This window comes from Rhodococcus sp. JVH1 (genome assembly GCF_000280725.2).
GTDB lineage: Bacteria > Actinomycetota > Actinomycetes > Mycobacteriales > Mycobacteriaceae > Rhodococcus_F > Rhodococcus_F jostii_A.
This window is the reverse complement of sequence record NZ_CP166289.1, coordinates 1,168,613-1,189,828: the sequence shown is the minus strand read 5'-3', so window position 1 is coordinate 1,189,828 and position 21,216 is coordinate 1,168,613. Positions and strand designations below refer to the sequence as shown.

At 66.6% G+C, this 21,216-nt stretch carries 20 protein-coding genes; 15 read left to right on the top strand and 5 right to left on the bottom strand.

The genetic code is table 11. From position 1 onward, the window contains the following. Positions 1–20 precede the first annotated feature (20 nt). Complete coding sequence (locus JVH1_RS05760; RefSeq protein WP_043782023.1) at positions 21–1,259, bottom strand: TetR/AcrR family transcriptional regulator; 1,239 nt, start codon at positions 1,257–1,259, stop codon at positions 21–23. A 273-nt stretch (positions 1,260–1,532) separates the two neighbouring features. Here JVH1_RS05760 and JVH1_RS05755 point away from each other — a divergent pair, with 273 nt between their 5' ends. From JVH1_RS05755 to JVH1_RS05690, 14 genes are all read left to right on the top strand, one after another. Further along, positions 1,533–2,768, top strand: coding sequence for an acetyl-CoA C-acetyltransferase (locus JVH1_RS05755; protein ID WP_009479353.1), 1,236 nt, complete (start codon positions 1,533–1,535; stop codon positions 2,766–2,768). Between the two features lie 20 nt (positions 2,769–2,788). After that, the gene (locus tag JVH1_RS05750) at positions 2,789–4,963 is read left to right on the top strand and encodes a 3-hydroxyacyl-CoA dehydrogenase NAD-binding domain-containing protein (protein WP_009479354.1); all 2,175 of its coding nucleotides are present in this window, start codon (positions 2,789–2,791) and stop codon (positions 4,961–4,963) included. 1 nt (position 4,964) lies between these two features. After that, complete coding sequence (locus tag JVH1_RS05745) at positions 4,965–5,954, top strand: nitronate monooxygenase family protein (RefSeq protein WP_009479355.1); 990 nt, start codon at positions 4,965–4,967, stop codon at positions 5,952–5,954. After that, the gene (locus JVH1_RS05740) at positions 5,951–6,742 is read left to right on the top strand and encodes an enoyl-CoA hydratase (protein WP_009479356.1); all 792 of its coding nucleotides are present in this window, start codon (positions 5,951–5,953) and stop codon (positions 6,740–6,742) included. The genes JVH1_RS05745 and JVH1_RS05740 overlap by 4 nt, the downstream gene beginning before the upstream one ends. Positions 6,743–6,868: 126 nt before the next feature. After that, positions 6,869–8,461, top strand: coding sequence for a fatty-acid--CoA ligase FadD5 (fadD5, locus tag JVH1_RS05735; protein WP_009479357.1), 1,593 nt, complete (start codon positions 6,869–6,871; stop codon positions 8,459–8,461). Between the two features lie 64 nt (positions 8,462–8,525). Next, positions 8,526–9,335, top strand: a complete 810-nt coding sequence (locus tag JVH1_RS05730) for an ABC transporter permease (protein WP_009479358.1) — start codon at positions 8,526–8,528, stop codon at positions 9,333–9,335. Then, positions 9,335–10,195 (top strand): ABC transporter permease, encoded by an 861-nt coding sequence (locus JVH1_RS05725; RefSeq protein ID WP_009479359.1) that lies wholly within the window; start codon positions 9,335–9,337, stop codon positions 10,193–10,195. Before JVH1_RS05730 ends, JVH1_RS05725 begins: the two co-directional genes overlap by 1 nt. Continuing rightward, entirely contained in the window at positions 10,195–11,250 is a 1,056-nt protein-coding gene (locus JVH1_RS05720; RefSeq protein ID WP_043782025.1) for an MCE family protein, read from the top strand. Before JVH1_RS05725 ends, JVH1_RS05720 begins: the two co-directional genes overlap by 1 nt. Further along, positions 11,247–12,263: an MCE family protein gene (locus JVH1_RS05715; RefSeq protein WP_043782026.1), complete on the top strand. Its 1,017-nt coding sequence runs from the start codon at positions 11,247–11,249 to the stop codon at positions 12,261–12,263. The genes JVH1_RS05720 and JVH1_RS05715 overlap by 4 nt, the downstream gene beginning before the upstream one ends. Further along, on the top strand, positions 12,260–13,300 hold the full coding sequence (locus JVH1_RS05710) for an MCE family protein (protein WP_043782027.1): 1,041 nt from the start codon (positions 12,260–12,262) through the stop codon (positions 13,298–13,300). Before JVH1_RS05715 ends, JVH1_RS05710 begins: the two co-directional genes overlap by 4 nt. Continuing rightward, the gene (locus JVH1_RS05705; protein ID WP_043782059.1) at positions 13,297–14,388 is read left to right on the top strand and encodes an MCE family protein; all 1,092 of its coding nucleotides are present in this window, start codon (positions 13,297–13,299) and stop codon (positions 14,386–14,388) included. The genes JVH1_RS05710 and JVH1_RS05705 overlap by 4 nt, the downstream gene beginning before the upstream one ends. Continuing rightward, entirely contained in the window at positions 14,385–15,434 is a 1,050-nt protein-coding gene (locus tag JVH1_RS05700) for an MCE family protein (protein ID WP_043782030.1), read from the top strand. Before JVH1_RS05705 ends, JVH1_RS05700 begins: the two co-directional genes overlap by 4 nt. Further along, entirely contained in the window at positions 15,431–16,618 is a 1,188-nt protein-coding gene (locus JVH1_RS05695) for an MlaD family protein (protein ID WP_043782032.1), read from the top strand. Before JVH1_RS05700 ends, JVH1_RS05695 begins: the two co-directional genes overlap by 4 nt. 30 nt (positions 16,619–16,648) lie before the next feature. Continuing rightward, the gene (locus JVH1_RS05690; protein WP_009479360.1) at positions 16,649–17,026 is read left to right on the top strand and encodes a hypothetical protein; all 378 of its coding nucleotides are present in this window, start codon (positions 16,649–16,651) and stop codon (positions 17,024–17,026) included. Positions 17,027–17,045: 19 nt separating this feature from the next. Here JVH1_RS05690 and JVH1_RS05685 read toward each other — a convergent pair whose 3' ends face one another. From JVH1_RS05685 to JVH1_RS05670, 4 genes are all read right to left on the bottom strand, one after another. Further along, positions 17,046–17,894 carry an ABC transporter permease gene (locus tag JVH1_RS05685; protein ID WP_009479361.1) on the bottom strand — a complete coding sequence of 283 codons (849 nt, stop codon included), beginning with the start codon at positions 17,892–17,894 and terminating at the stop codon, positions 17,046–17,048. Continuing rightward, positions 17,891–18,706: an ABC transporter permease gene (locus JVH1_RS05680; protein WP_009479362.1), complete on the bottom strand. Its 816-nt coding sequence runs from the start codon at positions 18,704–18,706 to the stop codon at positions 17,891–17,893. The genes JVH1_RS05685 and JVH1_RS05680 overlap by 4 nt, the downstream gene beginning before the upstream one ends. Continuing rightward, a complete protein-coding gene (locus JVH1_RS05675) occupies positions 18,703–19,671 on the bottom strand; it encodes an ATP-binding cassette domain-containing protein (protein ID WP_009479363.1) in 969 nt (322 codons plus the stop codon). The genes JVH1_RS05680 and JVH1_RS05675 overlap by 4 nt, the downstream gene beginning before the upstream one ends. Positions 19,672–19,959: 288 nt before the next feature. Next, on the bottom strand, positions 19,960–20,436 hold the full coding sequence (locus tag JVH1_RS05670) for a hotdog fold domain-containing protein (protein ID WP_009479364.1): 477 nt from the start codon (positions 20,434–20,436) through the stop codon (positions 19,960–19,962). Between the two features lie 466 nt (positions 20,437–20,902). Between JVH1_RS05670 and rpsJ the strand changes: the two genes are divergently transcribed. Next, a complete protein-coding gene (gene rpsJ / locus JVH1_RS05665; RefSeq protein ID WP_003938093.1) occupies positions 20,903–21,208 on the top strand; it encodes a 30S ribosomal protein S10 in 306 nt (101 codons plus the stop codon). Positions 21,209–21,216: the final 8 nt, after the last annotated feature.

Genomic DNA, 21,216 nt, shown 5'->3' with positions numbered 1-21,216 from the left:
ATTCGTCCAGGGGCACGGCCTCAGTGGCCGAGCAGTACCGCCGTCATCAGGGTGTGGAGACGCGCACGCGACTCCTCGCGGGTGTCGAAGTGGACCAGTCGGCCGATATCGAGAACCAATCCCAGCGCTGCGTGAACCAGGAACCGTGCCTCCGGAGCCGAGAGTTCGGAGCGCACGGTGGTCACCAGGTGGACCCACTCCTCGACGTGTAGGCGCTGCACGTTGCGGAGATTGGTCCGCTCGTTCTTCGGGAGATTCCCGATCTCCGCGAAGTACACCGACAGCACTTCCGGGTTCCGGAAGGAGAGTTCCAGATAGGACTCCGCGAGTTTGCGGAGCGCATCCTCGGGGCCGGTGGCGGTGGACAGCGCCGCCGAGGTGGCCACGGCCAGCCGGTCGGACGCACGGTAGAACACCGCTGCGAGAAGGTCGGCCTTGCTGGGGAAGTGGCGGTACACGCTCGACGCGTTGATGCCGGCCGCGGCGCCGATTTCTTCGATGCTCGAGTCGTGATAGCCGTGCCGGTCGAATATCTTCACGGCCTCGTTGATCAGCAACTCGCGCTTGGACGTCACCGCCAGGCCGCGTACCGCACCTGTGCCCGCGTTCATTCCGTCGGCCGGGACGGCGGGAGGCAGTGTCGCACGTAGGATCGATTCGCACGCCGACTTCAACAGCGCGTCGAGCCGGCGCGTCGCGAGGGTGGTGCGGTGTGCGCTGATGCTCCCCATCACGCTCAGTGTCGACGCCCCCAGCGTCGTGGCGTCGACGGACGTGAGTTCGGGGCGCAGTTCCCGCAGGGGGCCCGCCACGCACTGGGTGACGTGAACGAAGACGTCGCGGATTCGCGTGCGATCCTCGGCCTCGAGGTACCGGCCCTCCCAGCGGTAGAGCCCGGCGACCTTGCGGTTCTCGATGGTGTTCGCGACGAGCGCGGAGACCAGATGGTCGAGGCGGTCTCCGGGCTCGCGTTCGGCCATCCCCTCGAGCGCGCCGTCCGCGGCTGCCTGCAGAGCGTCGGCCGTCGTGGTGGCGGCGTGTACGAGCAGGGCGTACTTGTTGGGGTAGTGCCGGTAGAGGGCGGGGCCGGAGATCCCGATGGTGGCGGCGATCTCGTCGACGCCGACCGCGTGGTAGCCGCGCTCGCTGAAGGCCTCGGCAGCGACGTTCGCGATCTGGGCCTTGCGGTTCTTCGGGCGACGGCGGATCGGCCGCTCGGTGGCGGCACCGGCCGCCGTGCTGGTCCGAGCCACGGTCACCTCCAGTAATCGGCAGTCATCTGCCAGTTTAACTGTCGATCATCTTAACCGAGACTTTCGCATCGTCGGGTCGGGCTGAGGGTCGCGTGCGAAGAAAGCGCCACGCCGCGTTCTCGGAAAATGCCGGTGAATCCGGCTGCGGAGGTGTCGTGGGGGTATTGACACGTGAGGAACAAGCGGAATAAGTTAACCGCAATTCGCATGTGTCCGCGGTCTCCTGACGGTCGTGCACTCCTGGATGTCACATTTCGAACTATCGGAGGTAGCTGGATCATGAGTGCAACCCGGCAGAGCGGGCAGGCATTGATCTTCGACGCGATCAGAACCCCCCGTGGGCGGGGCAAGAGCAACGGTGCCCTGCACGGCACCAAGCCAATCGACCTGGCGGTCGGATTGATCGAGGAGATCCAGGTCCGGAATCCGAATCTGGACCCGGCACTGATCGACGACATCGTGCTCGGCATCGTGTCGCCGCTGGGTGAACAGGGCGGCGTGCTTCCGCGGGTCGCGGCGCTGGCTGCCGGACTGCCCGAGACCGTCGCGGGTGTCCAGATCAACCGCTTCTGCGCCTCCGGGCTCGAGGCCGTCAACCTCGCCGCGCAGAAAGTGGCGTCCGGCTGGGAAGACTTCGTTCTCGCCGGTGGCGTCGAGTCCATGTCGAAGGTTCCCATGGGGTCGGACGGCGGTGCATGGGGACTCGATCCGGCGACCAACTACGACACGTACATGGTTCCGCAGGGGATCGGCGCCGATCTCATCGCGACCATCGAGGGATTCGGTCGCAGCCAGGTCGACGAGTTCGCGGTTCGCTCACAGGAACTGGCGGCCGAGGCGTGGGCCCGCGGACGGTTCGACCGCTCGGTCGTCCCGGTGCGGGATCGCAACGGTGTCGTCGTCCTCGACCGGGACGAGCACATGCGGCCCGGCGCCACCGTCGAGGTCCTGGCGGCGTTGAAGCCGTCATTCGCCGCGCTGGGGGAGCAAGGCGGATTCTCCGCGGTGGCACTGCAGAAATACCACTGGGTGGAGCGCATCGATCATGTCCACCACGCCGGCAACTCGTCCGGAATCGTGGACGGTGCCTCCCTGATGCTCATCGGCAGCGCCGAAGCCGGCGAACGCGCCGGCCTCGCGCCGCGCGGCCGGATCGTGTCCACGGCCGTCATCGGCTCCGAGTCGACGATCATGCTCACCGGTCCCGCGCCGTCGGCGCGCAAAGCACTCGCGAAAGCCGGACTGGCCGTCTCCGACATCGATCTGTTCGAGATCAACGAGGCATTCGCCTCCGTGGCACTGAAGTTTGCCAAAGACCTCGAGATCCCGCTCGACAAGGTGAACGTGAATGGTGGCGCCATCGCGATGGGCCACCCCCTGGGCGCCACCGGCGCAATGATCCTCGGCACGCTGCTCGACGAACTCGAACGTCGAGGCAAGCGTTACGGCCTGGCCACCCTGTGCGTCGGCGCGGGCATGGGCATCGCGACGGTCGTCGAACGCATCCAGCACTGACCACAGGAGAAGCGAACAGCATGACTGACAGCACAATTCGGTACGAGAAGGACGCGGACGGAATCGTCACCCTCGTTCTCGACGACCCCGCCCAGTCCGCGAACACGATGAACGAGGGGTTCATCGTGTCCCTGGGCGAGGTCGTCGACCGCTTGACCACCGAGCGCGACACCATTGCCGGAGTTGTGGTCACCTCCGCGAAGAAGACGTTCTTCGCCGGCGGCGACCTCAACGACATCCTGAAGTCCCGCGCGGGACAGGCAGAGGCGGTGATGGCGAACGTCGACCGAATCAAGGGACCACTGCGCAAGCTGGAGACGCTGGGCAGGCCCGTCGTCGCGGCCATCGGCGGCGCCGCTCTCGGCGGCGGACTCGAGATCGCACTCGCCACCCACCATCGGATCGCGCTGAATGCCGCAGGCGTGCAGATCGGACTCCCCGAGGTGACGAACGGGCTCCTTCCCGGCGGGGGAGGTGTGGTCCGGACGGTGCGCCTGCTCGGAGTCGTCTCCGCCCTCACGCAGGTTCTCCTGCAGGGGCAGCGCCACACAGCGGAGAAGGCGCACAGTCTCGGTTTGATCGACGAGCTCGTGGACGATGTCGACCACCTGGTGCCCGCGGCGAAGAAGTGGATCGCCGAGAACCCCGATGCAGTGCAGCCGTGGGACGTGCAGGGGTACCGGATTCCCGGTGGAACTCCCGCGTCCCCGGCGCTGGCCGCGAATCTTCCCGCCTTCCCCGCCAACCTGCGGAAACAGCTCAAAGGCGCGCCCTATCCGGCTCCGATCGCGATCATGAGCGCTGCCGTCGAAGGTGCGCTCGTCGACTTCGACACGGCTCAGAAGATCGAGAACCGCTACTTCGCCGGGCTGGCGACGGGGCAGATCTCGAAGAACATGATCCGCGCGTTCTTCTTCGACCTCCAGAAGGCCAACAGTCTGGTCAACCAGTACGGCGGTGCCGACCGCGCACCCGTCGGCACCGTCGCGGTGCTCGGCGCGGGGATGATGGGCGCGGCCATCGCGTACGTGTGTGCCGAGTCGGGCATGAACGTGGTGCTGAAGGACGTGAGCCTGGCCGCGGCCGAGAAGGGCAAGGGGTACTCGAAGACTCTTCTGGACAAGGCAGTCGCCAAGGGCCGGACGTCCGCCGGGAAGGCCGAAACGATCCTCGCGCGGATCCTCCCCACCGACCGGCCCGAGGACACCGCAGGTGCCCAGCTGGTCATCGAGGCCGTGTTCGAGGACCCGGCCGTGAAGAACACGGTGTTCGCCGAGATCGACGGCTTCATCGCGCCCGACGCGCTGCTCTGCACCAACACGTCGACATTGCCGATCACCTTCCTCGGCGAGAACGTGTCGCGTACCGAGGACTTCATCGGCCTGCACTTCTTCTCGCCGGTCGACAAGATGCCCCTGGTCGAGATCATCAAGGGCGAGAAGACCAGCGACGACGCGCTCGGACGCGCGCTCGCCGTGGTCCGGCAGATCGGCAAGACTCCGATCGTCGTCAACGACAGCCGCGGTTTCTTCACGAGCCGCGTCATCGGTACCTTCACCAACGAAGGCATCGCGATGCTCGGCGAGGGCGTCTCCCCGGTGTCGATCGAGCAGGCGGTGTCGCAGGCCGGATATCCCGCTCCCGTCCTCGCGTTGATGGACGAACTCACACTCACTCTGCCCCGCAAGATCCGCGAGGAGACGAAGGCCGCGATACTCGCCGACGGGAAGACCTGGGAGCCGCATCCGGCGGATGCCGTCGTCGATCGCATGATCGACGAATTCGGTCGCAAGGGCCGCTCCACGGGCGCCGGTTTCTACGAGTACGCGGACGGTAGGCGGGTCGGATTGTGGTCCGGGCTCGAGATGTTCCGGCGCGATGGTGCGCATACCGAGATCCCGTTCGAGGACATCAAGGAGCGGATGCTCTTCATCGAGGCCGTCGAGACGGTCCGATGCCTGGAAGAGGGTGTGCTCGAGTCGACCACCGACGCCAATGTCGGTTCCATTCTCGGCATCGGCTACCCCGGCTGGACCGGTGGCGTGGCCCGCTACATCGACCAGTACCCGGGCGGGATCCAGGGATTCGTCTCCCGGGCGCAACTGCTGGCCGCGCGGTACGGCGACCGATTCCTTCCACCCCAACTGCTGCTGGACAAGGCCGCCACAGGCGGCACGTTCGAAGAGGTGAACTGATATGAGGACGAAATTCACCGAGGCCTTCGGTGTCGAGCATCCGATCGTCCAGGGCGGCATGATGTGGGTCGGCCGTGCCGAACTCGTAGCGGCCGTGGCCGATTCGGGGGCGCTCGGATTTCTCACCGCGCTCACCCAGCCGACTCCCGAAGATCTCGTCGCGGAGATCGCCCGCACACGGGAGCTCACCGACAAGCCCTTCGGTGTGAATCTGACGATCCTCCCGTCGATCAACCCGCCGCCGTACACCGAGTACCGCCAGGCGATCATCGATTCCGGAATCGGCATCGTCGAGACCGCCGGCTCCAATCCGGCGGACCACCTCCCGCACCTCAAGGACGCGGGGATCAAGGTGATCCACAAGTGCACGAGCGTGCGGCACGCGGTGAAGGCGGAACAGGTAGGTGTCGACGCGGTCAGCATCGACGGCTTCGAATGCGCAGGGCACCCGGGTGAGGACGACGTCGCGGGCCTGATTCTGATCCCGGCAGCCGCCCGAAAGCTCACGATCCCCCTGATCGCGTCCGGTGGTATCGCGGACGCGCGTGGTCTCGTCGCAGCACTCGCACTCGGCGCCGACGGCGTGAACATGGGCACCCGATTCATGTGCACGGTCGAATCCCCGGTGGCACACGCCGTCAAGGAAAGGATCGTCGCCAACACCGAACGCGACACCGAACTCATCTTCCGCTCCCTTCGCAACACCGCCCGCGTCGCGACCAACGCGGTCAGCACCGAGGTGGTCGACATCGAATCCCGTGGCTGCGAATTCGCCGACATCCAGCATCTCGTCGCCGGAGCCCGGGGACGCACGGTGTTCGAAAAGGGCGATCTCGACGCCGGAATCTGGACCGCGGGACAGAGCCAGGGCCTGATCGACGACATCCCGACGGTGCGCGAACTCGTGACCCGGATGGTCACGGAGGCGCAATCGATCATCACCGGGCGGCTCGCGAGCACGGTCGACTCGCGTATCGGCGCGGAGTCGTGACCGCCCCGGCGGTCGACGGGCTACGCGTCGTCAACGAGGCCGGGATCCTCCGGATCACGATCGACCGGCCCGACCGGATGAACGCCCTCGACCTGGCGCACATGACGGCGCTGGGAGACGTGCTCACTGCAGCCGCCACGGACTCCTCCGTTCGTGTCGTGGTCATCGCGGGGGCGGGCAAGGCGTTCAGCACGGGCGCGGACCTCGCGGCGGCCGCCGCGGCCGGAGGCCGGGAAGCGCCCGCCGATGTGGTCATGGACTCCGCCAACCGGGTGGTTCGTGCCATCGTCGAGTTGCCCGTTCCGGTCATCGCGCAGGTGAACGGGGCGGCCGCGGGGGTCGGGGCGTCTATCGCTCTGACCGCCGATCTGACGTACGCCTCCGAGAATGCCTATCTACTCCTCGCGTTCGTCAACATCGGGTTGATGCCCGACGGCGGTTCCAGCGCGCTGATCGCGGCGTCCATCGGCCGGGCGCGGGCCACCCGGATGGCTCTCCTCGGGGAGCGCCTGCCCGCCGCGGAGGCGGAGCGGGAGGGCCTGATCGCGGGTGTTCTCCCACCGGACGAACTCGCCGCGCACGTCGATGCCGTGGCGGTCCGGCTGGCTCGTGGTCCGAGGCGGGCCATCGAACTCACCAAGCGGGCACTCACCGGAGCGACACTGACAGCTCTGGACGCATCGCTCGACCGCGAGAAGGCGGGCCAAACGGAACTGTTGCAGGGCCCCGACTTCGTCGAAGGGGTCACCGCGATGCTCGCGAAACGCACTCCGAACTTCCGGAGCTGATGCGAATTGCGGTTAACAAGATTGTTCCGATAGACGTCGAGATCTGTAATACTCGTCACATCTCGGTGCAGGTCCGAACAGGCACACAGGCGCCGGGCACGAGTACAGCGAAGGGACCACCACCACATGTCGTCACGTAGCGAGCTGCTGGAGCAGCCACTGCAATCCCGCCGCAACCACTGGAACAACTGGGTTGCTTCACACGCGGAGATGAAGCCCGATCAGGCCGCGTTCCGCTTTCTCGGCCACAGTACGACCTGGCGCGACTTGCACGACCGATCGGAGGCGCTCGCCGGCGCACTGTCCCGGCGCGGTGTGAACTTCGGCGACCGTGTCCTGCTGCTCACCCTCAACCGCACCGAGTTCTTCGAGGCGGTTCTTGCGATCAACGCCCTCGGCGCCATCGCGGTTCCCGTCAACTTCCGGCTCACCCCACCCGAGGTCGCGTTCATCGCCCGTGACTCGGGGGCTCGTGCGGTGTTCACCGAGCCCGCGCTCGCGCCGCTGGTCGCCGCGGTGCGGCAGGACGTTCCCGGACTGAGCCTGGTCGTGAACATCGGCGCCGACACGGAAGCCGACGTGCTCGGTTACGAAGAACTCGTGTCGGAGGACGGCCCGGCCCATGCCCCCGTCGATCTGCCGGAGGACACACCGTCGCTGATCCTCTACACGGCCGGAACGACGGGTACGCCCAAGGGTGCGGTGCTGTCGCACTCGAACATGGTCGGACAGTCCATCACCTGTATCCGCGCGATGCGTTACGACCGCGGCGACGACATCGGGTTTCTCGCGTCCCCCGTGTTCCACGTGGCCGCGCTCGGTTCCGTCGCCCCGATGCTGATGCTCGGGGGTACCACGGTGATTCACCCCCTCAAGGCGTTCAACCCCACCGAGATGCTCGACGTGTGGGAGCAGGAGCGGATCACGACGGTGTTCCTCGTGCCGGTGCAGTGGCAGGCCGTCTGCGCCGACCCGACCGTCCGGGGTCGCGATCTCGCCCTCCGCGTCATCAGCTGGGGGGCGGCGCCCGCATCGGATACGGTGCTGCGCGCCATGGCGGACACGTTCCCGCGGGCGCTCATAGTCGCGGTGTTCGGGCAGACCGAGATGTCGCCCATCACCTGTGTCCTCGACGGTGACGACGCGATCCGCAAGCTGGGCTCGGTGGGCAAGCCGATCCCGACGATCCAGACGCGCGTCGTCGACGACGACATGAACGACGTCGCACCCGGGACCGTCGGCGAGATCGTCTACCGCGGACCGACGATGATGCTGGAGTACTGGCAGAACCCGGCCGCCACGGCGGACGCGTTCGCAGGCGGGTGGTTCCATTCCGGAGATCTGGTGCGACAGGACGACGAAGGATTCGTCTACGTCGTCGACCGGAAGAAGGACATGATCATCTCCGGCGGCGAGAACATCTACTGCGCCGAGGTGGAGAACGTCCTGTTCGGACACCCGCGGATCCGGGAGGCCGCCGTCGTCGGCCGGCCCGATCCCAAGTGGACCGAGGTGCCCGTCGCCGTCGTCGCACTCGACGACGAGGGATCCGACCTCGCCGTGGAAGAACTCGCGGCGTGGCTCGACGACAAGCTCGCCCGGTACAAGCACCCGAAAGACGTCGTGATCGTCGACGCTCTGCCCCGCAACGCCAGCGGCAAGGTCGTCAAAGGCGAGCTCCGAAAGGCCCACGGCGCAACCGGCGTCGCGGTCGTCTGACCCCGTATCGAACATCTCGAGGCCGGTCCCCGCTCTGCGGTGACCGGCAACGGGGGAGGACCGCGTGACATTCGAGTTGCCACCCGCCAAAGGGCCCGTGAGTCATTTCGCCAACGAAGTCGGCGCACTCATCGGATTCTCCATCGCGACCACGGTGGCCGCGGTACGAGTTCTGGTGCGGCGCAAGCTGGCCTGGCGGGAACTGCTGGACCAGGCCTGGCGGCTCGCGTCGGTCACGTCGGCGCCCGCCCTGCTGTTGATGATCCCCATCGGAGTCCTCATCGCTGTCACGATCGGTAGCCTCGCCGGTCAGCTCGGCGCCGAGGGGTACACCGGGGCGGTCGTGGGGTTCGTGATCGTCGGGCAGGCGTCCGCCCTGGTCTGCGCGCTGATGCTGGCCGGGGTCGGAGGGTCCGCGATCTGCGCCGACCTCGGCTCGCGGACGATCCGCGAAGAGGTCGAGGCCATGGAGGTGCTCGGACTCAACGTGATCGAGCGGCTCGTGGTCCCGCGCGTGCTCGCAGCGGTGATCGTCGGCATCGCACTCTGCGCGATGGTCACCGCCGTCGGAGTGTCGGCCTGCTTCCTCTTCCAGGTGATCGTCCAGAACAGTTCGGCGGGAAGCTTTCTCACTGCACTGTCCCAATACACGCGGTTGTCGGATTTCGTGGTCGCCCTCGTCAAATCGACTGCGTTCGCGGTGACGTCGGCGCTCGTCGCCAGTTTCAAGGGGCTGCACGCCAAGGGCGGGCCCAGCGGTGTCGCCGACGCCGTCAACGAGGCCGTCGTTCTGGCTTTCATCCTGGTCTTCATCGTCAACACCGTGCTCAGTCAGCTCTATTCCGTTCTCGTCGTCCCGGTAGGTGGTTACTGATGGTCGTGAGCACCAGATGGCCCGCAGTGCACTGGGTGCGGGCCCGGGCCCGTCAGCCCCTGGACCTGATGACGGGGCTGGGCCGGGAATTCACGTTCTACGGCAGCGTGATCGCCGGAGTTCCCCTCGCGATCGTGAAGTACTGGCGGCACATCATGCGTCAGATCGGCGACATCAGCTTCGGCGGTGCCACGCTGCTCGCCGGCGGCGGCGCGATCGGTGTCGTCTTCGCGATGTCCGCCGTCGCCGCGACGCAGGTGGGCATCGAAGGGCTGCGCGGACTGGACCTGCTCGGCATGGGATCCCTGTCCGGACTCCTGTCGGCGATCCTCAACACCCGCGAACTGGCGCCCGTGATCGCCAGTATCGCGCTCGCGGCGAAGGTCGGAACCGGGTTCACCGCGCAACTCGGCGCCATGCGCATCTCGGAGGAGATCAGTGCGCTGGACGCGATGGCGATCCGGTCGCTGCCGTTCCTCGCGAGCACACGACTCGTCTCGTGCCTGATCTGTGTGGTCCCGTTGTACGTCGTCGGCCTGTTGTCGTCGTACCTGGCTTCGCGGCTGGTGATCGTCACGTTCGGCGGGCAGTCGGCCGGAACGTACGACTACTACTTCCATCTCATGCTCACCCCCACCGACGTCGTGTACTCGTTCGTCAAGGCCGTCGTGTTCGCGACGATCATCGCGCTCGTCCACTGCTCGTACGGGTACCACGCGCACGGCGGCCCCGAGGGCGTCGGCCGTGCGGCCGGACGCGCGTTGCGGACCAGCATCCTCGCCATCGGCATCGTCGATCTGCTGCTCACGCTCTCGCTGTGGGGCCTCGTCCCGTCCGCCCCCGCCCTGGGGTTGCCGTGATGCGCGGTCGCCCGGGTGGGCCGGGCACCGGCGCACTCGCAGTGCGGGGGGTGATCGGAGTGGCGGTCCTGATCCTGGGATCGGCATTGCTGGTCGGTTTCGGCACCGGAACGATCGTCACCGATCCCGTGGTGACAGCGACACTTCCGGCCGACGCCGGTGCAGTGAAGTCGCACACCACGGTGTCCTACAAGGGGGCGACCGTCGGAACCGTGTCGAGTGTCGACCCCGGAATGAACGAGACGGGCATGGACATCAGTCTCCGCCCCGAGCAGATGCGCCACATCCCGGCGTCCGTCCAGGTGCGGGTCGTGCCCCGCACGCTGTTCGGCGACCAGACCGTCGAGCTGGTGTCGACCGCCGGAACCGGCGGTCGACACCAGCTCGAGGCCGGCGCGCGGCTGCAACCCGACACCTCGGCCGAGACCGTCCAGATGTACGACCTGTACTCGAAGGTCTACGACATGCTGTCGCGGGTGAAGCCCGAGCAGATGCAGGCCGCACTCAGCGCCGTCGCCGACGCGTTGCGGGGTCGCGGCGAGCGGTTGGGGCACACCATCGACAGCCTCCACACGGTGGCGACATCGGCCGCGCCGCTCGTCGAGTCGGTCGCGGAGCGGGCTCCGCAGATCGCCCGGATCAGTGAGCAGCTGGCCGCGGCCGCACCGGACGTCCTCGCCACCATGGACGCGGCGGTGTCCCTGTCGAACACTCTCGTCGAGAACACCGACAGCTTCACCGGTTTCCTCGCCGCCTCACTCGTCGTGTCGAGGAACTCCGGCGACGTACTGGAACAGAACGCGGACAACATGATCGCGGTGGCCCTGAACGTCTCGCCGACCCTGGGCACCATGGCCAGCAAGTCCGATCTGCTGCGGGCCACCCTCGACGAGGCAGGCCCGTTCGGCGAGGCCGGCGCCGCCGTCTTCTCCACCGGCAAGTTCGCGGTCCGCGTTGCCGCGGACCTGTCCAACCCGCGGCCCTACACGTCGGCCGACTGCCCGCGGTATCCCGGCGTGGACGGACCGAACTGCGGGGGAGGTGGCGGAGGATGAGCGTCCGGAACTCGGCAATCAAACTGGCGATCTTCGCCGTTCTCGGCACCCTCTCGGCAGTGCTCGTGGTGAACACTCTGCGGGTGCCGGTCGAGGGGCAGACCGTGACGTACGAGGCGTTGTTCACCGACGCCCAGGGTGTCACTCCCGGCAGCGACGTCACCATCGCCGGCGTGCGGGTGGGACGCGTCGATTCGATCGACATCGTCGACGGCGACGCCGGAAGTGCTACCGCCCTGGTGGACTTCGAGGTGCAGCGCGATCAGGAACTGCCCGCCGACACCACCGTCGCCATCCGATACGGCGACCTGCTGGGGGTCCGGTATCTCGATCTCGCGGCCGGGCCGTCGGGCGAGGGCACGCTCGGGGAGGGTGACACGATCCCGCTCGACCGAACGTCGCCCGCACTCGATCTCACCAGTCTCTTCAACGGATTCAAGCCACTGTTCGACGCCATCGACCCGAAACAGGTCAACGCACTCGCCACCGAAGTCGTCGCCGTGTTCGACGGCAGGAAGACGAGCATGGAAACCCTGCTGCGCAGGGTGGCCGACGTCACCGGCAACCTGGCGAATCACGACCAGCTGATCGGCGATCTCATTCGAAACCTCGAGGTGGTGGTGGGCACGGCGGCGGCGCGGGGTCCCGAGCTGTCCCACCTCGTCGACAGCCTCACCCAGTTCACCGGAATGCTCGCCGAGAACAACGAGGTTCTCATGGACACCCTCGATCAGAGTGCGGCGGTGAGCCGCTCGGCACTGCAGATCGTGGACGGGCGCGTCCCGGAACTCAGCCGCACCGTGCAACAGCTCCATTCGCTGACGGGGGCGATGCTGGGCGCCAACCCGGAATTCGATCACCTGATGGTGGCCATGCCGCAATTCTTCTCGTCCGTCGACCGCTCGGGCTCGTACGGCTCGTGGCTCAACATCTACCTGTGCACCTTCATCGTCAACGTCGACGGTCGCGAAGGCGCCCTCGGTCCCGACCTGCATTCGAGGTACTGCCAATGAGTGTCACCGAGAAGGTGCGCGACGTCTGGGACTCGCTGGCCGGAAATCAGCGAGTGCGGCCCGTCAACCCGCTGATCGTCGGGATCGCAGGAATTCTCGCGGCAACACTGGCGCTGGCGCTGGTTCTGGTGATCCCGCGGGTGAGCTTCGCCGTCCGGACCGACGGCTACACGGCCGAACTCGCGAACGCGGCGGGCCTGACCGATTCGGACTACGTGTACGTGGCGGGTGTCCCCGCCGGCCGGGTCACCGGAGTGGACCTGGCGGGCGATCACGTGGTCGTGCACTTCCGGCTCGACGGTGAACGTCACCTCGGATCGACGACGTCCGCGGGGGTCAAGCTGTCGACCATCCTCGGCAAGCGATATCTGGACGTGGCCCCGTCGGGGCCGGGAGACCTGGAGGGCGACGGGGTGATTCCACTCCGCCGCACCAGCGTTCCGTACTCGCTCGACGACATCGGGTCGTCCGCGATCGAGACGGCGGACGAACTGGACCTCGGGGGACTGCAGAAGATGCTCGCTGTCGTGACGGACACGTTGCCGCAGGACGCGAACCTCAACCGGGAGGCACTGGCGGGTGTGAGTGCGGCGTCCGCGATCCTGGCGAAGAACGCCGATCAGGTCACGCAACTACTCGACAGCTCGCGGACCCTCACGGACGTGCTGGTCGGTCAGCAGGATCAGCTCACCACCCTGCTCGGTAACGCGGACGTCGTGATGAACACGCTCGCCACCCGGCGCGCGGCCATCCGCCAGATGGTCGACGATCTCCAGGCGCTCGTCGCACAGGCATCCCAGTTCCTGGGCGAGAACACCGCCGAGCTGGATTCACTGCTCGTCAACGCGAGACAGGTGACGGACCGGCTGCAGGCGAACCTCGCCAACCTCGACGCGCTCCTCACCACGGGCGCACCCGCCGCGAGGGCGCTCGTGAACGCGACCGGAACCGGCGACTGGGCCGACGTCTCCGCGCCGTCGGCCGTCATCGCCGACAATCTGCTGTGCGTCGTCGGACTGATCACGGGGTGCTCGTGAACGCGGGCATCGCGCGCAGGGCCGCCGGGATCGGCGGCGTGCTCGCCCTCGTGGTGGCGATCGTCGTGGCCGGCTGGCTGCTGATCTTCCGTACGTCGTCCACCGTCGTGCATTCCGAATTCGCCTACGTCAACGGCGTGTTCCCCGGCACCAAGGTCTCGGTGCTCGGGGTTCCGGTCGGCACGGTCGAGGCGGTCGAGCCGAGAGGCGCGACCGTGATGGTCACGATGTCCGTCGCGTCGGACGTCGTGCTGTCCGCGGACGCGAACGCGTACGTGCTGGTGACTTCCGCGATCGGCGAGCGCTTCGTCGAACTCGGTCCCGCGTACACCGGCGGCCCGGTGTTCGAGAGTGGGCAGACCATTCCACCCGTGCGCAGTCATTCGCCCATTACCTGGGACCAGTTGATGGACAGCGTCGACACCGTCGTCAAGGCACTCGGCCCGGACGGGGGTGACGCCGGTGCCGCGATCTCCGCTGCCGCCGCGTCCACGGACGGTCTCGGTCCCGCGATGAACGACGCCATCCGCACACTGTCGCAGGCGAGTTCGGTGATCGCAGGCAACAGCGCGGACGTCGGCGAGCTCGTCGACAACCTCGAGGTGCTCGTGCACGCGATCTCGTCGCGTCAGGCGCAGGTCGATTCACTCGCCGGTTCGCTCACCGCGATCGGCGACGAGTTCGCCGGCCAGCAGTTCGCGATCGGCGACACCATTACCCAGTTGTCCACGCTCCTGGACCAGATCGACCAACTCGTGTCCGCCCGGGGCGGCGATGTCACCGCCGGAATCGACAACCTCGCGGGAGTGAGCGAGGTGCTGCAAAGACACGACACCGACCTCGCCGAGATCATGGACCTGGTGCCCTTGCTGATCGACAACATCCAGCGTGCGGTGACTCCGGACCAGCGTGCCCGCATCCGGCTGAACATCTCCACCAACCTGGCGCAGGCCGAGCCGACGTCCCCGCTCTGCGCGGTGGTCGATCCGATCCTCTGCCGCGGAGCGGGAATCACCAACCCGATTCAGTTTCCGCCCAGCATGTCCGACCCGTTCGGGCTGCGCGAACTCATGGTCGGAGGACGATGACGATCCGGACGAGAACGAAATCGCTGACGGCGGCGCTGATCGTCGGTATGGCGCTGCCGGTCGCGGGGTGTTCGCTGAGCCTGCAGGATCTGTCGGTGGGCCGTTCGCCGGACGGTCCGTCGTATCAGATCTCCGCGCAGTTCGACGGAGTAGATCGTGTCGTCCCCGGCGCCGAGGTCCGGGTGGGTCAAGAGGTGGTGGGCCGAGTCTCGGACGTGTCGACCCGGCACTTCACCGCTCGGATCGAGATGCGGATCCGCGACGACGTCCCGATACCGCAGGATGCGACGGCCCGGATCGAATTGCCCACGGCCCTCGGCAATCCCTTCGTCCGACTCGAGGTCGGGCACGCGGCGGGCGCGCCGATGAGCGAGGGTGACACCATCCCACTGGACCGGACGTCGCGCGGTCCCGACATCGAGAGCGGCCTGGCCGCGCTGGCCACCGTGTTGAACGGCAGCGGCATCGACCAGATGCACGCCATCATGAACGAATTGACCGTCGCCTTCGCGGGCCGCTCGGACAAGGTCCGGGAACTGGTGGACATGTTGAACGACACACTGGGCGTCGTCGACGACCATCGGGACGAACTCGACCGGGCGATGGTGGCGTCCAATGCCTTCGCGGCGGAACTCGCCGCCGGGCAACCGACCCTCGATCGGGCGATGACCGACCTGGCGCCTGCGGTGGACCTCCTAGCGTCGCAACGAGATCAGATCGTCGCGTTGATGGGGGAGGCGTCCCGTCTCAGCCGCGAGGCGCAGCATGTCCTCGGCAGCGCCGGATCCGAACTGTCGGCCGAGATCAGCGACGCGGGGGCCGTGCTCACGGCACTCGACGGGTTCGAGTCACAACTCGCGCCGACGTTGAATTCGGTGGCGACGTTCCTCGGTGGATTCGCCGCGGCCACACCCGGTGATTACACGACGTTCGACGGAACGTTCGACGTCACCGCCGTCATAGCCAAGTTGCTCACCGGATCGGCTCCTCTCGAGGTGCCGGAAGCCCGCACGCTGCCCGAGGTACTCGGCGGAGGCGTCCGATGATGACACGTCACGTGGTGGCGCAGTTGGTCCTGTTCCTCGTGATCTCGATCGCCGCGATGCTGTTCGGGCTGCGGTACGTCGCCGGCCCGGACACGTTCGGAAGTCCCATTCACCTGAGTGCGCGGCTCGACCACGCCGCCGGCCTCGCCCAGGGAGCGTCCGTCAATTATCGCGGCGTCGGAGTGGGCACGATCAGCTCCGTCGACGTGAACCCCGAAGGAACGGGCGTCGTCCTCGGCATCGAACTGCATCCAGGTACCCAGGTGCCGGCCGGCTCGACGGCGAAGATCACCACCGAGAACGCGATCGGCATCCAGGCGCTCGACATCATACCCGACAGTGCGAACCCGCCGTACCTCGCGGACGGGGACGTCGTCGAGGTTCCGGAGGAGGGAATCCCGCGCTCGCTCGACGCGACCCTCGTCGAGACCACGGACCTCGTGAACTCGTTGGACGTCACCGCTCTGTCGTCGCTGGCCGACACGTTCGGCACCGCCTTCGGGGGCACGGGGCCCGACCTGCAGAACCTGCTCGACGGTTCCGCCGAGATCGCCCGGACACTCGAAACCCGCACCGACGCACTGTCGACCATCGTGAACAAGGGCATGCCGCTCCTGGACACCGCCGACCGCCTCACCGCCGCTCTGCCGGAATCGGCGAGCACCGCCCGGAGCGTCCTCGAGCAGTTGCGGGCGAACGACTCCGCGCTCGTCGACCTGCTCGGGCGCTCGCCGCAGACTACGGCGAGCCTGGACTCGTTGCTGTCGGGAAACCGGGACTCACTGGGCGCCCTGATGGCGAATCTGGTTCTCCCCACGCGGATCGTCGGTGACCGCACACCCTCCCTCGACTACGGCCTGACGATCATGCCCGGCGCGCTGCCGAAGATCGCCTCGATCGAGAAGGGCGGACTCGCGGACCTACTTTTGGTCGGAACGCAGGGGCCGATATGCGTGTACGACGCCCCTCGCCGTCTGGTGACCGACGCGGAACCGAGTCAGCCCGCCCTGGACTGGACGTGCCAGTCGCAGCAGTACCTGGAGCAGCGGGGCGCCGTGAACGTTCCACGACCGGACGACCGGGGTCAGGAGAACGCGACGAGGAACGGCGGCGTCTACGGACCACCGGCTGCGGACGATCCGCTGGTGATCGAGCCGCCACTCACGGGGCATACCCCACGCTAGGTCCGTGCACGAGCCGAGGAGCGAACATCGATGAGCAAACCGACGGGTGTAGGGGCGGACGGTGTCGACACGGCCGGCCGTATCAGGAGACTCACCCAGGCCGCACTCAATGCCGACGTCACCATCGGCCGCGTCGACGGGGTGGCCCACGAGATCGGGACGTCCCTCGACGAATTCGCCCGCGTGCTGGGCAGGTTCGACGCGTTGCTGAACAAGTTCGCCGAGGGGCTCGACACGTTCGCAGGCACGGTTCGGTCGGTGGACGGAGTCGTCGGATCGCTGACGGCCCCCGAACAGGACCTCGACGAGCTGCTGCTGCGCGTCGGCCGGATAGTCGAGACGGTCGACTGGCTGCTGACCCCCGCGACGGCGGTGCGTCACCGGTTGGCCGGGATCAGATTCTTCTGAGCTCCGGTATACGTAGGGGCTACGCCGGGTTGCCCGCGGCCCGGCGATAGCCGCGCACCGCCGGGTAGGTGAAGATCAGCAGCCCGGCGAGCGACCACGCAATCGTCTTGAGCAGGGGTTCCGCGACCGGTCCGCCCATCGACAGTCCCTTCATCGCGTCGATCGCGCACGACATCGGCTGGTTCTCCACGAACGGCTGAAGCCACGTGGGGTAGGCGCCTGTGGGTACGAATCCCGAGTTGAAGAACAGCAGGAGAGTGCACAGTAGGGAGAGGATTTCGACGAGCGGCGCCTTCGCCGCGTTGACGGCGAGGGCGGTCACCATCGTCGCGAAACTCACCCCGAACAGCAGCGGCAGGAGCATCAATGCGATACCGGCGAGAATGCCTTGATCGAACCGGAACCCGATGGCGAAACCGACGGCGATGATCAGCACCGTGGTGAGCATGATCCGCACGGATTCGGCCATCAGGCGGCTGATCAGGCCCGACGCGCGGTGCACGGGCAGCACCCAGAACCGGCTCAGGAGCCCGTCCGCCCATTCCTTCTTCAGCGACAGACCGCCCGCGATGGATCCGAACATCGCGCCGACGAGCGTGATCATCGGAACGGTCCCGAAGACGCTGTTGACCCCGGTGGCCTTGGTAATCGAGATCCCGAGCACCGCCCAGAACATCAGCAACATCAACGACGGGTACACGATCGCCTGAAGCATGGTGTACGGGTCGCGAGCCCATCGGAGCAGAAGTCGTCCGGTCTGCAGCAAGCTATGAGAGAACAGCGCGGCGAGGGAATTCTCCGGGTGAGGTTCGAGCACCTCGGGGAAGGTCACCGTCGCCGGTGTGTCGGATCGGTACTCGGTGGTCATCCGCGCCTCACATTCGACCAGATCGACAACGGGAGGAAAACCAAGGCAAATCCTGCGCACCACAGCAACGTAGGTGTCAGTAGCTGGAACGTGATCGTCCCATCGGTCATCGCGCGCATGGACGTGGAGAACTGTGAGATCGGCTGATTTCGCACGAAGCCCTGAGCCCATTCGGGGAATTGCGTCACCGGAACGAAACCGGACGAGAACATGCCGAGGATCAGTTGGGGGAGCGTCAGCGCTTGACTTGTGATCTCGGGGCTCCGGGTCAGGGTGCCGAGCGCATCGGCCCCCGTTGTGAGGGTGAATCCAATGGCCATGGCTAGTCCGCAGAACGCGGCAGTTTGTGCCACACCGCCATCGAATCGGAATCCGATCAGCAATCCGTATGCGATCGATGCTACGAGCGAAATCGCCGAATGTATGAAGCTGGCGGTCATCCTTGCCGCCAACGGAATTGCTGGGCCGATCGGCATCGTCTGGAACCGGGAGTTCATCCCGTTCGATGCCTCGGTAGCAGCTCGGTGCGCCGCCGAGATGGCGGTGAATGCCATGGCCTGCAGGACGATGATCGGCATGACGAACTGTGCGTAATCGATGCCCTGGAATTTCATCACCAGGCGTAGCGGCAGGTAGAAGCCGATGGTGAAGATTAATGGCGCCAACACTGCTATGAAGAACTGACCGGACACTGCCATCGTGTGCAGGTTGCGCTTGGACAGCGCAATCCACTGCTGGATGCTCGACGGTTGAGGCCGCCGGTGCTTTCCTTCGAGGGCACGCTCGAATCCGAGCTGGGCGGGCGCCGTCACGACGGCAGGCTCTCGTCGACGCGGACGTGACCGGTGAGGGAGAGGAAGACGTCGTCGAGGGACGGGCGCCGCAGGGCGATGTCGGCGAGCGTGACCCCGGCGAGGTCGAGGCGGCGCAGAACCTCGGCGAGGGTCTGGGCGCCGTGTTCGGCGGGAATCGACAGCCGGTCGGTGCCTTCTTCGATGGCCCGGCCGGGTGGGCAGAGGCTCGAGAGGATTTCGCGGACGCGCGGCAGGTCGTCGAGACTCACCGGGACGACCTCGCAGTAGCTTCCGCCGGTCCGGGCCTTCAGTTCGTCGGCCGTGCCCTCGGCGATCACGGTGCCTTTGTCGATGACGACGATGTTGTCGCTCAGCAGGTCGGCCTCTTCGAGGTACTGCGTGGTCAGCAGGATCGTGATGCCCTGCTCTTTCAGTGCGGATACGAGGGACCACACGCCCTGGCGGCTGCGGGGGTCGAGGCCGGTGGTGGGCTCGTCGAGGAACACCACCTCGGGACGGATCACGAGGCCACAGGCGATGTCGACGCGCCGGCGCATACCGCCGGAGTACCCGGACACCTTCCGGTCACCCGCTTCGAGCAGATCGAACTGGCTCAGGAGGTCCTGCGCGCGCGATTTCGCGGACGCCTTGGGCAGGCCCATCAGGCGGCCGAACAGCACCAGATTCTCGCGGCCGGTCAGCGACTCGTCGAGGGCGGCGTACTGACCCGTCATCATGATGCTGCGCCGGACGTTCGCCGACTCCTCGACGACGTCGTGTCCGGCGACGAACGCGCGGCCCGCATCGGGCCGCAGCAGAGTGGACAGCACGTTGACGGTGGTGGTCTTCCCTGCGCCGTTGGGGCCCAGGATGCCCAGGACCGTGCCGCGGGGCACCTCGAAGCTCACACCCCGCAACGCTGCTACGTCACCGAAGGATTTCTCGATTCCCTCGACAAGAACGGCGGTGTCAGGTGCTGGCATGTCCCGAGTATGTCACGCGAAGAGGGTGATCAAGGCAGACCGGGGAACACCTTCGCGCCCGACGAAGGGGAGGGGAAAACTTCTGTAACGCGTAAAGACAGGTACACGATAAATGCCGGACGTCTGTACCACTTCGGCCCCGGCGACCACGGCGGAAACCGATCCCGTCCGGCCGGAAGGGCGTGCTGTGCCGTGACGTTCCGGCTCCGGGGAAGTGCCACACGGTAATTCGGGCCACCCCCACGAACTCCGGAACGAATGTGAGCTTCGACATGTGCCTTTCGCGCTCTACCGCGGCGTGACCCACGTCGTGATGTCGGCGTGAACCACCTCTACTCCCTGCCGGTCGAAGATGCGCACGGGCACGACCACGTGGGTGCCCTCGGTGATCGCGGCGAAGTCCGGCAGCTCCCGCAGTTCCGCGACGGCGCGCAGCGTTCCGTTCGCCTTGGCGAGGTAGTCGACCGTCATCGACTTCGGGATCCACCGGTGGGTCGACGGCACGGTCGCCTCGGACAGCATGCCCATGGCGGCCTCGGCGAGGTTGCACGCCGCGATCGCGTGGAAGGTGCCCAGGTGGTTGCGGACGCCCCACCATTTCGGTGCGCGGACTTCGCAACGGCCCGGCCGCATCTCGACGACGCGGGGGAGTACCGAGCCGAAGTAGGGGACGCGCAGACACATGCCGACAGAGAAGAGGACGTGCCCGAGCGCGTTGTCGGGGAGCTTCTGCCACGCGGCGAACGTGGGACTCGAGGTAGTCATCCCCGTATCTTACTTCAGAGTAAGTTCGGTCGAGCACGAGAGGAATCGAGCCCGGTTTGAAGTCTCCCGCCCGGTACGGCATACTGGTCGGGTTGCCTTGTCTGGGACGCGATCGTTTGCGGCCCGAAACAGGTGGGGTGAAACGTCGCGGTGTAGATCACATGACCTGCTCGCGGCCACATGCAAGACGGAAGCAGTACCTACTGGCACTCGAATTCGAGTGCATCCGGTGCGCGTTCCCGGCCCGAAAAGCTGAAAAGTTCCGGGTCGGAGAATGAGTGGAAGGGCGACACGCCCGACCGCGTGTACCGGAGAACCATGACAGATGAACAGCGGCAGCGGATCGGGTGTGTCCCGGTCGCCTAGCGTTCGGACAGTTGCGGCCCAGGTAAGGGACTGTGCAGACGAGGTAGTTCGGCCCGACTCGGGTGGGACTACGAAACGCGGCAAGAAAAGGACACTAAGCGTGGCGGGACAGAAGATCCGCATCAGGCTCAAGGCCTACGACCATGAGGCGATCGACGCGTCAGCGCGCAAGATCGTCGAGACGGTGACCCGTACCGGGGCCCGCGTCGTTGGACCCGTGCCGTTGCCGACCGAAAAGAACGTGTACTGCGTCATCCGCTCGCCGCACAAGTACAAGGACTCGCGCGAGCACTTCGAGATGCGTACTCACAAGCGGCTTATCGACATCCTCGACCCGACGCCCAAGACGGTTGACGCGCTCATGCGCATCGACCTTCCGGCCAGCGTCGACGTCAACATTCAGTGAGCGCGGCG

Bases quoted from the DNA above. Each gene is read 5' to 3' on its own strand.
- JVH1_RS05745 (WP_009479355.1), top strand. From the start codon at position 4,965: ATGAGGACGAAATTCACCGAGGCCTTCGGTGTCGAGCATCCGATCGTC.
- JVH1_RS05725 (WP_009479359.1), top strand. From the start codon at position 9,335: ATGGTCGTGAGCACCAGATGGCCCGCAGTGCACTGGGTGCGGGCCCGG.
- JVH1_RS05685 (WP_009479361.1), bottom strand. From the start codon at position 17,894: ATGACCACCGAGTACCGATCCGACACACCGGCGACGGTGACCTTCCCC.
- JVH1_RS05675 (WP_009479363.1), bottom strand. From the start codon at position 19,671: ATGCCAGCACCTGACACCGCCGTTCTTGTCGAGGGAATCGAGAAATCC.
- JVH1_RS05710 (WP_043782027.1), top strand. From the start codon at position 12,260: ATGAGTGTCACCGAGAAGGTGCGCGACGTCTGGGACTCGCTGGCCGGA.
- JVH1_RS05715 (WP_043782026.1), top strand. From the start codon at position 11,247: ATGAGCGTCCGGAACTCGGCAATCAAACTGGCGATCTTCGCCGTTCTC.
- JVH1_RS05720 (WP_043782025.1), top strand. From the start codon at position 10,195: ATGCGCGGTCGCCCGGGTGGGCCGGGCACCGGCGCACTCGCAGTGCGG.
- JVH1_RS05755 (WP_009479353.1), top strand. From the start codon at position 1,533: ATGAGTGCAACCCGGCAGAGCGGGCAGGCATTGATCTTCGACGCGATC.
- JVH1_RS05700 (WP_043782030.1), top strand. From the start codon at position 14,385: ATGACGATCCGGACGAGAACGAAATCGCTGACGGCGGCGCTGATCGTC.
- fadD5 (WP_009479357.1), top strand. From the start codon at position 6,869: ATGTCGTCACGTAGCGAGCTGCTGGAGCAGCCACTGCAATCCCGCCGC.
- JVH1_RS05690 (WP_009479360.1), top strand. From the start codon at position 16,649: ATGAGCAAACCGACGGGTGTAGGGGCGGACGGTGTCGACACGGCCGGC.
- JVH1_RS05750 (WP_009479354.1), top strand. From the start codon at position 2,789: ATGACTGACAGCACAATTCGGTACGAGAAGGACGCGGACGGAATCGTC.
- JVH1_RS05670 (WP_009479364.1), bottom strand. From the start codon at position 20,436: ATGACTACCTCGAGTCCCACGTTCGCCGCGTGGCAGAAGCTCCCCGAC.
- JVH1_RS05695 (WP_043782032.1), top strand. From the start codon at position 15,431: ATGATGACACGTCACGTGGTGGCGCAGTTGGTCCTGTTCCTCGTGATC.